Annotated in this window: 4 protein-coding genes; all 4 read right to left on the bottom strand. The window is 41.1% G+C overall.

Going from position 1 to position 16,629, the window contains the following annotated elements:
* Nucleotides 1-207: 207 nt before the first annotated feature.
* Nucleotides 208-4,575, bottom strand: a complete 4,368-nt coding sequence (locus NYE79_RS02175) for an LPXTG-anchored SHIRT domain periscope protein (RefSeq protein ID WP_339293756.1) — start codon at nucleotides 4,573-4,575, stop codon at nucleotides 208-210.
* Between the two features lie 361 nt (nucleotides 4,576-4,936).
* The gene (locus tag NYE79_RS02170; protein WP_339293755.1) at nucleotides 4,937-6,757 is read right to left on the bottom strand and encodes a G5 domain-containing protein; all 1,821 of its coding nucleotides are present in this window, start codon (nucleotides 6,755-6,757) and stop codon (nucleotides 4,937-4,939) included.
* A gap of 76 nt (nucleotides 6,758-6,833) precedes the next feature.
* Nucleotides 6,834-15,905, bottom strand: coding sequence for an isopeptide-forming domain-containing fimbrial protein (locus tag NYE79_RS02165; protein WP_339293754.1), 9,072 nt, complete (start codon nucleotides 15,903-15,905; stop codon nucleotides 6,834-6,836).
* Between the two features lie 59 nt (nucleotides 15,906-15,964).
* Entirely contained in the window at nucleotides 15,965-16,552 is a 588-nt protein-coding gene (locus tag NYE79_RS02160; protein ID WP_125384834.1) for a TlpA disulfide reductase family protein, read from the bottom strand.
* Nucleotides 16,553-16,629: the final 77 nt, after the last annotated feature.

Genomic DNA, 16,629 nt, shown 5'->3' with positions numbered 1-16,629 from the left:
ACTCTTTTGTTAAGAGTGCTAAAAATCAGTCTACAGACCTAGAAACTTACTTCTCATCTACTTGGTATTTCCTTTTAAGTCTGAAAAAGCCGTAGATTAGATAAGAAATTAAACAAGCGTATAAAACGAAAAAGAGAGAACGATTTCTCGTTCTCTCTTCTTAGACTCAGGAATTAAGAAGTCATTTTGTTATTTCCTAAGAGTGGCTTAATCTTTCTTGCGAAGGATAAAAGCTGCTAGGCTTGCAAAGGCAAGACCGATGATTGAAAGAAGACCAGATACTGCTGAGCCTGTGTTTGGTAACAAGGCCTTAGTTTGACTACTTCCTTCTTCTGGTTTGCTATTATTTCCAGAATCTTTATTTGTTGCCGGGGTAAATTCCCAAGTACCGACGAAGTGGGCATCCGCTCCATTGATGGTTTCTGATGCCTTGTCATAAGACTTAAAGCTCCATGTACCTTCTGCTGTCTTAACCTCTGTTTGACTTGGTTGCGTCGGAGTCGCTTGGCTACCATCTTTCAAGTCTGTTTGATCTGATGGAAGCAAGGTTTTCACTTCTTGTGGAAGCTCTTTACCTGGAGTTCCGCTGACAAACTCATGAACTGCTTTATGAGTCACTGTTGGTGCTGGGCTCGCCGTAAATTCCCATGTCCCTACAAATTTAACATCTGAACCGTTGACGGTCTCTGAAGTCTTGTCGTATGACTTGAAGCTCCATGTACCTTCTGCCGTCTTCACTTCTGTTTGACTTGGTTGCGTTGGCGTTACTTTGCTGCCATCTTTCAAGTTTGTTTGGTCTGCTGGAAGCAAGGCTTTCACTTCTTGTGGAAGTTCTTTACCTGGAGTTCCGCTAACAAACTCGTGAACTGCTTTATGAGTCACTGTTGGAACTGGAGTTGCTGTAAATTCCCATGTACCTATAAACTTAACATCTGCTCCATTAATGGTTTCCGATGTCTTATCGTAGGACTTGAAGCTCCATGTGCCTTCTGCTGTCTTCACTTCTGTTTGACTTGGTTTCGTTGGCGTTGCTTGGCTGCCATCTTTCAAGTTTGTTTGGTCTGCTGGAAGCAAGGCTTTCACTTCTTGTGGAAGTTCTTTACCTGGAGTTCCGCTGACAAACTCGTGAACTGCTTTATGAGTCACTGTTGGAACTGGAGTTGCTGTAAATTCCCATGTCCCTATAAACTTAACATCTGATCCATTAATTGTTTCAGATGTCTTGTCATAAGACTTGAAGCTCCATGTGCCTTCTGCTGTCTTAACCTCTGTTTGACTTGGTTGCGTTGGCGTTGCTTGGCTGCCATCTTTCAAGTCTGTTTGGTCTGCTGGAAGTAAGGCTTTCACTTCTTGTGGAAGTTCTTTACCTGGGGTTCCGCTAACAAACTCGTGAACTGCTTTATGAGTCACTGTTGGAACTGGGCTTGCTGTAAATTCCCATGTGCCTACAAACTTAACATCTGCCCCATTAATAGTTTCAGAAGTCTTATCGTAGGACTTAAAGCTCCATGTACCTTCTGTGGTCTTCACTTCTGTTTGACTTGGTTGAGTTGGAGTTACTTGGCTGCCGTCCTTCAAGTCTGTTTGGTCTGCTGGAAGCAAGGTTTTCACTTCTTGTGGAAGTTCTTTGCCTGGAGTTCCGCTGACAAACTCGTGAACTGCTTTATGAGTCACTGTTGGAACCGGGCTTGCTGTGAATTCCCATGTGCCTACAAACTTAACATCTGATCCATTAATTGTTTCCGATGTCTTGTCGTAGGACTTGAAGCTCCATGTGCCCTCTGCTGTCTTAACCTCAGTTTGACTTGGTTGAGTCGGAGTCGCTTGACTACCGTCTTTCAAGTCTGTTTGGTCTGATGGAAGCAAGGATTTCACTTCTTGCGGAAGTTCTTTTCCTGGCGTTCCGCTGACAAATTCATGTGTTGCCTTGTAAGTTGGTGCTGGGGTAAATTCCCAAGTACCGACAAAGTGAGCATCCGCTCCATTGATGGTTTCTGATGCCTTGTCATAGGACTTGAAGCTCCACGTACCTTCTGCCGTCTTCACTTCTGTTTGACTTGGTTGTGTTGGTGTTGCTTGGCTGCCATCTTTCAAGTTTGTTTGGTCTGCTGGAAGCAAGGATTTCACTTCTTGCGGAAGTTCTTTGCCTGGCGTTCCGCTGACAAATTCGTGTGTTGCCTTGTAAGTTGGTGCTGGGGTGAATTCCCAAGTACCGATAAAGTGGGCATCCGCTCCATTGATAGTTTCTGATGCCTTGTCATAGGACTTGAAGCTCCACGTACCTTCTGCCGTCTTCACTTCTGTTTGACTTGGTTGTGTTGGTGTTGCTTGGCTGCCATCTTTCAAGTTTGTTTGGTCTGCTGGAAGAAGGGCCTTCACTTCTTGCGGAAGTTCTTTTCCTGGCGTTCCGCTGACAAATTCGTGTGTTGCCTTGTAAGTTGGTGCTGGGGTGAATTCCCAAGTACCGATAAAGTGGGCATCCGCTCCATTGATAGTTTCTGATGCCTTGTCATAGGACTTGAAGCTCCATGTACCTTCTGCGGTCTTCACTTCTGTTTGACTTGGTTGAGTCGGAGTCGCTTGACTACCATCTTTCAAGTCTGTTTGGTCTGCTGGAAGCAAGGTTTTCACTTCTTTCGGAAGTTCTTTTCCTGGCGTTCCGCTGACAAATTCGTGTGTTGCCTTGTAAGTTGGTGCTGGGGTGAATTCCCAAGTGCCTACGAAGTGTGCGTCTGCTCCATTGATAGTTTCTGATGCCTTGTCATAGGACTTAAAGCTCCAAGTACCTTCAGTTGTCTTAACTTCTGTTTGACTTGGTTGTGTTGGCGTTGCTTGACTGCCATCTTTCAAGTCTGTTTGATCTGCTGGAAGTAGGGTTTTCACTTCTTGTGGAAGTTCTTTACCTGGAGTTCCGCTGACAAACTCGTGAGTTGCCTTATAGGTTGGCGCTGGGGTGAATTCCCAAGTGCCGATAAAGTGGGCATCCGCTCCATTGATAGTTTCTGATGCCTTGTCATAGGACTTGAAGCTCCATGTACCTTCCGTTGTCTTAACTTCCGTTTGACTTGGTTGTGTTGGCGTTACTTGACTGCCATTAGGTAAATTCTTTTCTGTTGCTGGAAGCAAATCTTTCACTTCTTGTGGCAACTCTTTACCTGGAGTTCCACTGACAAATTCATGGTGTTTTTCGTAAAGAAGAGCAGTGCTCACCTGATTAGAAGGAGCTGATAAGTTATCAACATGCAAGGTTACAGTGTTGTTAATTTTTTCAGGTCCCTTTTCTTCCACTTTTTTGTTTGTAGTAGTATTATAAGTTACAATAATTTCAGCAGAAGAATTCGCTTTTATGTATTCAGGTGTCATTTTAACAGTAACAGTTTGACCATTCTTTTCAATAGTATAATCACGCCCTTCCTGTAGAGTCACTCCACCTGATTCCACTTTAAGTCCTTGATAATCAAGGCGCTCATCAAAATTCTGAACCATTTCGATAGATGAAGGCGTTGCTAAAAGATCTTTGCCAGGAACCGGAACTTTAAACGTTGCTTTATAAGTGATATTTTGCCCCTCTTTAGCTGGAATCTCTGTAGGATCTACTTCTAGAACAGGGCTCGGATCAATTTTTTCAATATAGAGACCAAAGACGGCCGAAGCAACCTCTGTTGATGAATAAGCAAAATTCATCCTATTACTATTCGATCGAAGGGCGAAACCAGAGATATTGTTCTCAGAATAGCTACCACTTGTAATCTGAGTCGCAATCCAAGCAGTTCGTTCTCCTTGGTCCTCCTGTTTCAAAACATTGGCATTGTTCATCAAACGAAGATTAACATCATTTTGATAATCTTTAATATAGAAGGTTTCCTTCAAGTTGTTTGCATCCATTGCATCGATGTCTGTTGGTTTCATGACCAACTTCAAATCTGTCTCTGAACCATCTGCATAACTCAACTCGGCTGTTACATCAGCATCAATCCAAAATGCTTTATTCATGATGTAATCATGATTCGCATCTACGTAAGGAACATTACCAATTTCAAAAGCACTGCTTTCCCATAATTCAGAAATTGAGAAAAATTCAACAGTAGATTTTTGAGCACTATTCATTTCAGATTCTGCCTGAGCAGTATTAAGATAGTGTAGGGTTACTTTATTGAAATTTAGATAAGCATCTACTTGCTTACCATTGACTGTCCCAATATTTGTGAATTTTAGAGAAAGAGGATTTTCAAAAACTTGATCCTGTTTTTTACTTTTATCTACTTTAAGAGTAAAGTTCTCCATCTCGCCTGGATAGGCACCACCCCAGAGATATTCATAGTGGGGATTCGATAAATGAAACTGATCAACAGCCTGTGATTTAGATAAAACACTAAAATTGTTGATGTTCAAATTAAACTTACGAATATCTAAGGTTGAGATATCCGTTCCATTTTTTATTTCTTCTAAAGCCGCATAAGATTGAAGCGGAAGAAGAAAAATAGAAAAAAGTAAAACGACTAGTCCGAGAAAAGCCTGTTTTTTTCTACTGAAAATAGTAGAAAAAGGCATTCTCATGCGATTTTTCCATTTCATAATGTACCTCCAAAATTAAAAATGATTATTTAATCATTTCAAAAGAAATGTTCATCTCATTCTAACACAAAGAAAGGGAAATTGAAAGCAGATATAAAAAAATATTTACTTTTTTGTATTTCCAGATTGTCAATTTTAGGTGAGAATAATTAAAATATCAAAATTTTAGAAAAGGCGTTTACACTATGTGAATAACTGTTTTATAGTTAATCCTATTATCACTTTATGAGTTTCATAACGTACTCGAGCTACGCATAAACATTAATATATTTAATTTTTATAAAGAAAGAACCCAAGAATAAATTCTGAGTTCTTTTTAGTATTTCTGGTACAAAAGATGCTTTTGTACAATTAGAGAGCCTTAGTCCTTCTTACGAACGACAAAGCCTACTAGACCGGCGATAAATAAACCAATCATTGAAAGAAGACTGGTAGAAGCTGTACCTGTGCTTGGTAGAACTTTCTTATCTTGGCTTGCAGTTTCTTCTTTCTTAGTGCTTTCAGCTTGGTTCCCTGTTGTTGCAGTATCATTCTTATTACCGTTGGTTGTTGTAGAAGTTACTTTCTTAATTCCAACTTCGACAACTTCGTCTACTGCTGGAGTAGTGATTGTGTTGGATTTCTCAACACGACCTGTTTCTACTCCGTCTGTGTAGGTAACTGTGTAAACGATGGTGCGAACACCCTTCTTACCAGCAGCTTTCACTACATGAGTTCCTTCTGGAAGTTCAGAATTTGTGACTTCCTTAGTTTGGAAGGCAACTTCTTCTGTCTTTGTTTCTTCCTTCGTTGTAACTACCGGAGCTACTACTTTCTTAGTTCCTACTTCAACGATCTCATCTACTGCTGGAGTGGTGATTGTGTTGGATTTCTCAACACGACCTGTTTCAACGCCGTCTGTGTAGGTAACTGTGTAAACAATGGTGCGGGCACCCTTCTTACCAGCTGTCTTCACTTGACGACTTCCTTCTGGAAGATCTGGATTTGTGACTTCCTTAGTTTGGAAGGCAACTTCTTCTGTCTTTGTTTCTTCCTTCGTTGTAACTACTGGAGCTACTACTTTCTTAGTTCCTACTTCAACGATCTCATCTACTGCTGGAGTGGTGATTGTGTTGGATTTCTCAACACGACCTGTTTCTTTTCCGTCTGTGTAAGTCACTGTATAAACAATGGTGCGAACACCCTTCTTACCAGCTGTCTTCACTTGACGACTTCCTTCTGGAAGTTCAGAATTTGTGACTTCCTTAGTTTGGAAGGCAACTTCTTCTGTCTTTGTTTCTTCCTTAGTCGTTACAACAGCTTTCCCACCGGTATAGGTAATCTTGTTTTTTGCAGCTTTCTTAGTCTTGCGTGAAACTTCTTTACGAGATTTTTCAACACCATCCACTTTTGTCACTTCATAAGTGACTTCATCAATACCTTCTTCACCTTCTTCAACACGTGTTTGACCTTTATCCAGTGCTGGGTCTACTTTCGTTTCTTCTTTGAAAGCAACTTTCTCCTCTACAGTCACTGTTTCTTTGGTTTCTACACCTGTTTTCTTAGTTCCAACTTCGATGATTTCTTCTACTGGTTCTTTAATTACTGTTTGGCTCTTTCTATCACGTTTTTTCTCAACGCCATTTACCAAAGTAACATCCCAAACAACTTTCTTCTGACCTTTTTCTCCTGCTTGTTTTACCTTTCGAGTACCTTCGGCGAGGTCTGCATTGTTTTCTGTACGAGATGGGTAAGGAATCTCCTCAGTAGTTGTGACTTCTTGATGTTCTTCTTTTAAATCTCCCCCTGAGAGAAGCGCCTCAGCCTTGGCTTTCAACTCATTGTAACGAGCTTCAAGTGCCGCAAAACTTTTTTGACCTTCTGGACTCTTCATTGCCTTCTTTGCAGTCGCAAAAAAATTCTTTGCTTCTTCTACATCACCCTCTAGGAGTTCTTTATTCTCCTCTTCTGGATTATCTGTATAATCCTTAATCGAAGATTCTATATTATTGAGCATTCTTTTGAACGTATTTGCAATGTTTCGCTCTTGTCCGTCTGGAATTTCTTCATCTTCTGCCGGAGTCTCTTCTGCATGCACTGTTGGAATTCGATACAAGTCAGGAGCTACATGATAAGTTGCTACTCCAAGAGCATTTAAAGCAAGTATAGAAATCCCTAACTTTAATAATTTTTTTCTACTCATTATTTTTTCCCTTAACACTTTCAATATACAGTAAGGAGAAGAGTAAATTTTTCTACTCTCCTCTTACTATATGATACTAACGTTCAGCTTTACGCTTCCAAACTAGAAGTCCAGCAAGTCCTAGAGTAAGGGCTGCAAGTACTTCAAGAACTGTAGAAACTTCAGAACCTGTATTTGGCAATGTTTTACCTGGTTCTGTTGGTTTTTTCGGAATATCCCCCTCTGCTGGTGGGATATTTGGAGCTGGTGGCGTTACCGGAACCGGTGGTGTCACCACAACCTTGTTGGTAGTTTTTGATTTATCGTTAAAGCTTACTTTTGCCGTATTTGGTACACCTGTCGCGAATTGTGCAAAATCTGTTCCTTCTCTGAAGTTGGTATAAAGAACGAGAGTTACTTTACTTCCCTTCAAGGCTTCGAGAACATCCTTATCGCTGATTTCAAGAGTTACAATGTTTTGAGATTCATCGTAAGTAACAGTGGCAATTGCTTCCAACTCTTTACCTACTAATTCACTACGATCATTTGAAACCTTACTCAATTTATCAATAGCCACTTGAAGCTTAGTTTGAGCTTCTTTCAGGTTCTTGATTTCATTTTCAAGTTTCTCTTGTTGTTGTTTCTTATCAGCTGGTACTAATTCTGCTTCTTTCTCCGCTGATGCTTGAAGCTTAGCCAAGTTTTCTTTAGCTGCTTTCAACTCTGCCTCTAGGCTTGCAAGATTTTGATTTGTTTCGGTGTCAGCAGGTTTCTTATCTTCTGTTGCAGAAGAATCAGATGTAGCTGGAGTAGCCGGCGTTTCCGCTTCAGCTGGTTTAGCTGGTTGCGCTGCCTTAGCTGCTTCCAACTTCGCTTTCAATTCAGCCACTTTAGCTTCCGCCGCTTTTAGGTCTTCCTTCTTGTTATTCTCTGTTGAGGTCTCATCAGTTGACTTACCTGTCAAAGCTTTCAGTTCCTTCTCTGCCTGTTCAACTTGGGCTTGAAGAGCTGCTTTGAGCTTGTCAAACTGAGCGTTTTCAACTTTAAGAGCGATGCGGTCTTTATTGACTTTCAAAACTGAATGGATTTCATCACTGATCGTGAAGTTCGTCAAATCTGTCTTGACAAGACGACCATATCGATCTTTCTTGGCATTTCCATTTTCATCCACTGGATCCGTTGGAACCGGAGTAGTGATATCGAAGCGGAAAGTATCTGTTGCATTTGGCAAGTTGTATGAAGTCCCTGGTGTTGATCCATTTTCTGGTCCAACTGTCTTAGCAGGTTCACCTGGTGTCGGATCTGTTGGTTTTTCTGGGTCACGTGGTTTCACCGTTACCGGTTTTGATTTCTTGCTGCCAGATTGACCATTGGCATCCTTGAAGTTGACAGTTGCTTTGTTTGGTACCAATTGGTCCTTATAAGCTTTCAGATCGCTATTCGCTTTGAGTTTAGCTGGGATGTACAATTGAATCTCTTTGAAGCCTTTTAGTCGAGCGAAATCTTTCACTTTTACAGTGACGGTATTTCCCTTAACACTTGTTTCAAGAGCTCCATTTGCATCACGACCATCCACATAGGCTACTGGCGTATCAGCTATTGCCAAAACAGATTCCAGAGTATCCGTTACGGTGAACTCTTTGTACTTATCAATATCTTTTGGTAAAGCTGTATTGACATTGTACATGTAAGGTGCATCGTATTCCACATCCAAGTGGTCCAAGGTACGATTGATTTTCTTCGTAATTTCTGGTTCTGGTTCTTTTGGAACGATAACCGGAACTTTATTCGAATCTTTGTGTAGCCCTGGTTTGTGTGGGAACTTCGCATCATAAGAAGCTGTATTTGGAACAGTGAATCCACGATCTGTTAGATATGGAGTCAAATCAGCTCCCGCTTTAATCTTCGCAGTGAAGCTCAATTCCACAGCTTGACCGCCATTGGCTTTCACTTGGTCTTCTGTAAGCGTCAAGGTAATGGTTTGACCTTCTACCTTGATTTGATTTACATCAAGGGCTTGACCATTCAAGCTCGCTTTTACTGAACCTGCATAATCAAGAACAGATTCAAGTGTATCGCTTACACTGAAGGCTGTCGCATCTGTTGGAACACTTGTTTTCACGTTGTAAGTGAAAATTTGGTCACGATCAGCGAGGGTTTCCTCAGCTTTAGTATTCACATCTTTCTTGATTTCTGGTTCGTCTGGTGTTGGTGGCGTTACTGGGACTTCGTTAGAGTCCTTGTGCACTCCTGGTTTGTGTGGGAAGCTTGCGTCGTAAGAAGCCTTATTTGGAATCTGTGTACGGCCGTCTGCCTTCACATATGCAGACAAGTTTGCGCCGGCTTTGATCTTGGCTTCGAATGTTAATTCAACTGCTTGACCGCCATTGGCTTTTACTTGTTCTTCTGTAAGCGACAAGGTAATGGTTTGACCTTCTACCTTGATTTGACTTGCATCAAGAGCTTGACCATTCAATTTAGCACTTGAAGTTCCTGCGAATTCAAGAACGTCTACTAGTGTATCTGTGACTGAGAAGGCTGTCGCATCTTGAGCTACGCTTGTTTTCACGTTGTAAGTGAAGACTTCATCACGTTTCGCAAGTGTTGCTGATTCTTTGCCATTCACATCTTTCTTGATTTCTGGCTCGTCTGGTGTTGGTGGCGTTACTGGGACTTCGTTCGAATCCTTGTGCACTCCTGGTTTGTGTGGGAAGCTTGCGTCATAAGAAGCCTTATTCGGAATCTGTGTACGGCCGTCTTCCTTCACATATGCAGACAAGTTCGCGCCCGCTTTAATCTTAGCAGTAAAGCTCAACTCCACAGCTTGACCGCCATTGGCTTTCACTTGGTCTTCTGTAAGCGTCAAGGTAATCGTTTGACCTTCTACCTTGATTTGACTTGCATCAAGAGCTTGACCATTCAATTTAGCACTTGAAGTTCCTGCGAATTCAAGAACGTCCACTAGTGTATCCGTTACCGCGAAGGCTGTCGCATCTTGCGCTACTCTTGTTTTCACGTTGTATGTGAAGACTTCATCACGTTTCGCAAGTGTTGCAGATTCCTTGCCGTTCACATCTTTCTTGATCTCTGGCTCGTCTGGTGTTGGTGGCGTTACTGGGACTTCGTTCGAATCCTTGTGCACACCTGGTTTGTGTGGGAAGCTTGCGTCATAAGAAGCCTTATTCGGAATCTGTGTACGGCCGTCTTCCTTCACATATGCAGACAAGTTTGCGCCGGCTTTGATCTTGGCGTCGAACGTCAATTCAACTGCTTGACCGCCATTGGCTTTGACTTGTTCTTCTGTAAGTGTCAAGGTGATGGTTTGACCTTCTACCTTGATTTGGCTTGCTTCAAGAGCTTGACCATTCAATTTAGCACTTGAAGTTCCTGCGAATTCAAGAACGTCTACTAGTGTATCTGTGACTGAGAAGGCTGTCGCATCTTGCGCTACTGTTGTTTTCACGTTGTAAGTGAAGACTTGGTCACGTTTGTCAAGAGTTTCAGCTTCTTTGCCGTTCACATCTTTCTTGATTTCTGGTTCTTCTGGTGTTGGTGGCGTTACTGGGACTTCATTAGAGTCTTTCGTAAAGCCTGGTTTGTTTGGAAGATCTGCCTTGTAAGCTGCCTTGTTAGGAACTTTCACAGTCTTATCTTCTGATAGGTAAGCTGACAAGTTCGCACCAGCTTTGATCTTAGCGTCGAATGTTAATTCAACTGCTTGACCGCCATTGGCTTTGACTTGTTCTTCTGTAAGCGTCAAGGTAATGGTTTGACCGTCTACCTTGATTTGGCTAGCCTCAAGCGCTTGACCATTCAATTTAGCACTTGAAGTTCCTGCGAATTCAAGAACGTCTACTAGTGTATCTGTGACTGAGAAGGCTGTCGCATCTTGCGCTACTCTTGTTTTCACGTTGTAAGTGAAGACTTGGTCACGTTTGTCAAGAGTTTCAGCTTCTTTGCCGTTCACATCTTTCTTGATTTCTGGCACTTCTGGTGTTGGTGGAGTTACTGGGACTTCGTTAGAGTCCTTGTGCACTCCTGGTTTGTGCGGGAAGCTTGCGTCATAAGAAGCCTTATTCGGAATCTGTGTACGGCCGTCTTCCTTCACATACGCAGACAAGTTCGCACCCGCTTTGATCTTCGCGTCGAATGTTAATTCAACTGCTTGACCGCCATTGGCTTTTACTTGTTCTTCTGTAAGCGTCAAGGTAATGGTTTGACCTTCTACCTTGATTTGGCTAGCATCAAGCGCTTGACCATTCAATTTAGCACTTGAAGTTCCTGCGAATTCAAGAACATCTTCGATCTTATCGGTTACGCTGAAGGCTGTCGCATCTTGCGCTACTGTTGTTTTCACGTTGTATGTGAAGACTTCATCACGTTTTGCGAGGGTTTCTTCTGCCTTGCCGTTCACATCCTTCTTGATCTCTGGCTCGTCTGGTGTTGGAGGCGTTACTGGGACTTCGTTCGAATCCTTGTGATATTTCGGATTGTGATCGATGTCGTAAGAAGCCTTATTCGGAATCTCTGTCTTACCATCTTTATTCACATAAGCTGATAAGTTGGCATTATCTCTGATTTTAGCCTTGAAGTTTACTTCAATAGTCTTACCTGCATCTGCTTTGACAGAAGCTTCTGTAAAGGCAACTTTGATGACTTGACCAGAAAGTGTCACTGTCGCCTTCGATCCTGCATCCTCACCATCAAGTTTAACAGTGGCTGAAGCATTCTCACCAACAAATTCTAGAACTTCTTTCAACTCGTCTGTCATCTCAAACACAGTTGCGCTGGCAGGCATTGTTGTTTTCAAAGTATAAGTAAACTCTTCATTACGTTTTGCAAGATCATAACGTTCTGCTCCGTTTACTTCCTTCTTAAGCTCTGGAGTAGTGGTTGGTGGTGGTGTAACGGTAACTGGTTTTGATTCTTTCTTAGAATCAGGATTATCATTAATGATGTAGCTAGCAGTATTTGGTACTACCGGCTTGTCTTTTGATTCATTTGGATAAGCCGCTAAGAGTGCATCAAAGGTAATGCCTTCCTTCACCTTAGCCTTAAATGAAACTTGGACTGCTTTACCAGCATATTGTTTCACTTGCTCTTTACCAAATGTGACCGTCAAACGTTGACCTTCTGTTGTTACAGTGAGGTCTTGAACAGCTTGTCCATCAACAGTGACAGTTGCTTCCCCTTCAAATGCCAATTCTTTGACGATATCATCTGAAATGGTGAAGGTATCTGCCACATGTGGAACTGTTGACTCAATCGTATAAGTGAAGACTTCTGATAACTTACCAAGATCTGCATGTTCCTGACCATTCACCTTCTTAGTGATTGGCGGTGGAGTGACAGTAACCGGTTTGGTTTCTTTCTCACCTTGTTGGTCATTCTTGTTGGTATAAGTAATCTTAGCTTTGTTCTCAATAGATGGAACTTTTGAGTCTTTCTTCACTTTGGCATGAATCACGAGTTCTACTTCTTGGTTACCAAAGTCACCCGCATTCGCAAAATCTTTCATAGTTGCAGTCACGGTTTGACCTTGAACTGTTACATCGAAGAATTTCGCGGCCGCTCCCTTGATTTCAGCTTGACCTGGAGTCAAGTTCTCATCCAAGGTATCTGTTACAACGAAGGACTTGTATGTTGTAATATCATTTGGCAATTTCGCTTTGATATTATAAGTAAAGTCGGTTTCTGCCCCGATTGTTGCTTCTGTCAGTGTTTCGTTGATTTTCTTATCAACACCTGGTTCTGATGGAGGGGTTACTGTGACCGGTCTCGTTTCTTTTTCTCCGCTATGATCGTTCTTATCTGTGAAGCTGAACTTCGCAGTATTTGGAATGTTGATACGAGTCACTCCATCATTGATCTTAGCCGGAATAATCAATTCCACTTCTTGACCAGCAAGAGCTGTAGCGTTCGCAAAGTCCTTCATCGTTGCAGTCACGGTTTGACCCTCAACTGTTACATCGAAGAAGGCTGCAGCTGCTCCTTTGATAACTGGTTTGCTTGAAGTTTCATTGATAACTGACAAATCTCCTTCAAGTGTATCTGTAATCACAAATTTCTTGTAATCTGTAATATCTGTTGGAAGTTTTGTCTTAATGTTGTAGTTATACGCTTGACCTGTCGCGATATCTAAGTGATCAAGGGTTTCATTGATCTTCTTCGTTACAGGAGGTGGCGTTACGGTGACAGGTTTCGATTCAACTTCTTTCTCTACATTATTCTCATTTGTAAAGGAAATAGAAGCCTTGTTTTCAATGGTTGTACCTGTCACATCATTTTTAACTTTTGCAGGAATGACTAGTTCAACAGTTGAGTATTTTGCAAGTTCACCAAACTGACCATCCTTCACCGTTGCCGTAATCTCTTGGCCATTGGTGTGGATATCAAAGAGGGCCGCTGCAGAACCTTTAATACTTACGTCGCCTGCAAGTTCCAAATTAGCATCCAGTGTATCACGAATCACAAATTTCTTGTAATTGGCAACATCACTTGGTACTGCTGTTGTAATGTTGTAGTTGTATGGTTGCCCATCAAACGTTTGGAAGCTATCCAAGTTCTCATTAATCTTCTTATCAATAGAAGGTTCTTGTGGTTTTGGTGGGGTAACCGTTACTTTATTCGATGTTTTCTTGATATCATTCAAGGCAACATCTGCCGTGTTAGGTACTTTAATTTGACCATCTTCCTTATATTTAGAAAGGTCAGCACCCGGACGAATCTTAGCCTTGAAGGTCAATTCAAGGTATTGAACATCTTTAGTTTTACGACGCGTTACCTTACGTGAGATTTTTTCAAGTTGAGTTTTATCAAGAGTCAGTGAAACAGTTTGACCTTCAACTTTTGTAGCAGTTTTCAACTCAGTATTATCTTTTTCACCAAGTTTTACATTCAAGCTATCTGCCTGAACTTCCAACTCTGAAACAACTGTATCCGTAAGGCTGAATGTATCTGCAATGCCTGGCCATGGAACAGTCACCTTGTACTCGAAGAGTTCTTCTTCTTTCTTAAGATTTTCATGTTCCTTATCATTGACCTTCTTTGTAACTTCTGTCTCGACTGGTGGTTTGACATAGACTGGGTTTGAGCGTCGAATTGTACTTGGTTTGTCAGCTGTTTTAGCATGGTTACTTGGATCAGGATTATTATCCTCACCATTCCACATGATATTACCCTGGTTCAGCAAACCGAAACCATCATTATCCTGAAGAAGGGCCATAAATTCTTTGCTCGCTTGATTATTGCGATATTGCTCCTTCAAGCGAACGGTAATGGTCATTTTAGCTTTTTGAAGCACTAAGTATTCATAACCATTCACACTTGGTACATCAGCAACAACAACATCACGTTCGTTTCCGAGATCGTCATTTTGTTTCACTACACGAGTCAAGATTTGACCTTGTGGTCCAGAAGCATGATGACCTACAACTTCTAAACGATAGTCAAGAGGGTCAGTCAGCATAACATTTTTCTTGAACTCATATGGAGCGTTGTTGAAGTTGTAATCTACTGTATAAGTAAATGTTTCATCTTTGGCAGACAAGTTCGCTGCATAGGATGGTTTTTTGGTTAATTGAAGCGGATCTTCAATAGTACCAGTATCATTGCTTTGATCTTGGTCTACAATTTTCTTAGTAGCACTTGGGTAACAGTATTCTAGCTTTTGAACTTCTACTTCTTCTTTGTGTCCACCGATTGTTTGGGTTTCAAAGTTACCAACTTTAAACTTACCAGTCAATTCAGGAACTGGAACTTTCTCTTTAACAGGCTGATAGTCTGCAGGAGGATCTTGTTCATCATCCTCATCAACTTGTTCAGCGTGAGCTTCCTTGCTCAAATCGTAGTCAAATTTATTGTCACCTGGGTTAAAGACACTCTCTGGTACAGAGATAGTAACTTTATCTCCGTTTTGTGTAATTTTACCACGAACTTCTTTTGTCGAGTCTTTGACTTCCGACACAATTTTCTTACCATTGATACGGATGGCATCAACTTTGTAACCTGGTGTAATATCAAACTCACCAGTGATATCTTCCTTGATTAAGGCCGCCATTACAGATTCCAAAATTCGATTTGAAAATCTAGTAATGTCACTTTGTTCATTAACATAGAAGGAAGTATTCTTACCATTCACTTCCTTATCTGGAGAAGCCATTGATTGCAAAGCTTCATGGAAAATAGTTTGGACAGAACGATTATCACCAATATTTAGTGCATTTCCAAATCCGTTTAGATAGGCATCTCCGTATTGGTAATACTTCTCAGTAAATCCTTCTACACGTTCCCAGAAACCAATAACAACCGAGCCCTTATCTCCTACAGTCGCTTTCAGTTTATCTCCCGCCGCTTTAAGTTCATTTGCACGACCCACAATATCCTGTGATGCTTCAGGATAGCTATCGACTCCCCAAGCACGTTGGAGGGCTGAATTACGAGTCCAGCTCTTGTCCATAACGACATTGTTACTTCCTTGAGGACGATAACCATTTGCAATACCATCAGTAATTAAAAGAAAGACTGTCTTACGACCGTTTTCCATATTCCCTTTAACTCTGTTGTATGCTGCAATCGTATCATCAATCGCAGGAACAGTTGGGGTACCACCTTCAACAGCAATATTATCAATAAAGCCATGAATTGTTTGTTGATTGCTAGTTAAACCACTATTCCCATAGGTATAGTGTTTCCCTGTTGTATCCGGATCGGTGTATACATTAGGCTGACCTGTAAAATCGTCGCTGTTAAAGTAACGAACTTGATCCAACCCCTGATATGAGGCAACAAATACTCGGTCTGTTGTTTTTTCTTCGTTCGTTTTAACCAAGTGAGGATTTTTCTCATCATAGTCTTCTGCATTGACATACGTTGTCAATCGTTTCAAAGCATTCTTAACATTTGGAATTGTTTTACTAAACGATCCACTCGCATCCTGCAAGATAACAAGGTCAATAGGCTGTCTTGGAACTGACCAAGCAATCTTCTCTGTTTTTTCAATTTTACGGGAACATCCATTTTGTGTTATCTTTGTATTTCCACCTACTTCAATAGCACTACCGCCTTCATTTGCTGCAGCACTACCAAGCAGCTGTCCCATTAAGGCTAATGGAACAGATAAAAATAAAATGATAAACAATATGGAGACCTTTTTAATGAAATCTCTCATTGCTATTTCTGAAATCCTATTGTGATTTCTTCTTCCCCCTTTTCTATAGTAGATATATGTTAGTTGAGTAGTGTTTGCAACTCTTTAGAAAAGCTTTCCGCATCGGAATGATTAACCAATACATTTTTTACTTCTTGCTTTTTGGTTACAAAATACATACTTGGTATGGTCTGAACCTGTAATAGATCTGCCGCTGATTGATCTTCGTCATAGTAATAAGGGAAAGTGTATCCTTTTTCCTTAATGTATCGATCAGCACTCTCCTTTGTTTCTTTACCAGGTTCGTTCATATTCAGTAAAACAAAATTGATCTGTTCACCATACTTTTCATACATCTGCTGAACAATGGGTAGTTGTTTCTGACAATGAGGACACCAACTAGCCCATTCGACAATTAACATAGGTTTATCATACAGCTCTGAACTGGCAACCAATTTACCGTCTTGAGAAGTCATTTTAAATTCTGAAAGTTGTTGACCTTTTAGACTCAAGGCAGTATTGTTCTCAGCACTTGAAGTTGATTGCGAAACTGATGAAGTCCCTACTTCTCCGTCCTTAGCGGGTCTAGTATAATAAATCAAACCCACCGACAATCCAATGATGACTCCCACTGCTAAAAACGGAAGCCACCACTTATCTTTTTGCATAGAATCTCCTTTCCTTTTTAATGAAATATGGCGAGTAGAACTTGAGTAAATAATATAGTAAATAATTTATAAACTCT

Origin of the sequence: Streptococcus sp. FSL W8-0197 (assembly GCF_037963785.1) — a bacterium.
GTDB classification, from domain to species: Bacteria; Bacillota; Bacilli; order Lactobacillales; family Streptococcaceae; genus Streptococcus; species Streptococcus oralis_CQ.
Note: the sequence above shows the minus strand (reverse complement) of the source record. Positions and strands in the feature narration are given on the sequence as shown.

What these genes read in the sequence shown, in the direction of transcription:
- NYE79_RS02165 (WP_339293754.1), bottom strand. Translation starts at nt 15,905, where the DNA reads ATGAGAGATTTCATTAAAAAGGTCTCCATATTGTTTATCATTTTATTT.
- NYE79_RS02175 (WP_339293756.1), bottom strand. Translation starts at nt 4,575, where the DNA reads ATGAAATGGAAAAATCGCATGAGAATGCCTTTTTCTACTATTTTCAGT.
- NYE79_RS02160 (WP_125384834.1), bottom strand. Translation starts at nt 16,552, where the DNA reads ATGCAAAAAGATAAGTGGTGGCTTCCGTTTTTAGCAGTGGGAGTCATC.
- NYE79_RS02170 (WP_339293755.1), bottom strand. Translation starts at nt 6,757, where the DNA reads ATGAGTAGAAAAAAATTATTAAAGTTAGGGATTTCTATACTTGCTTTA.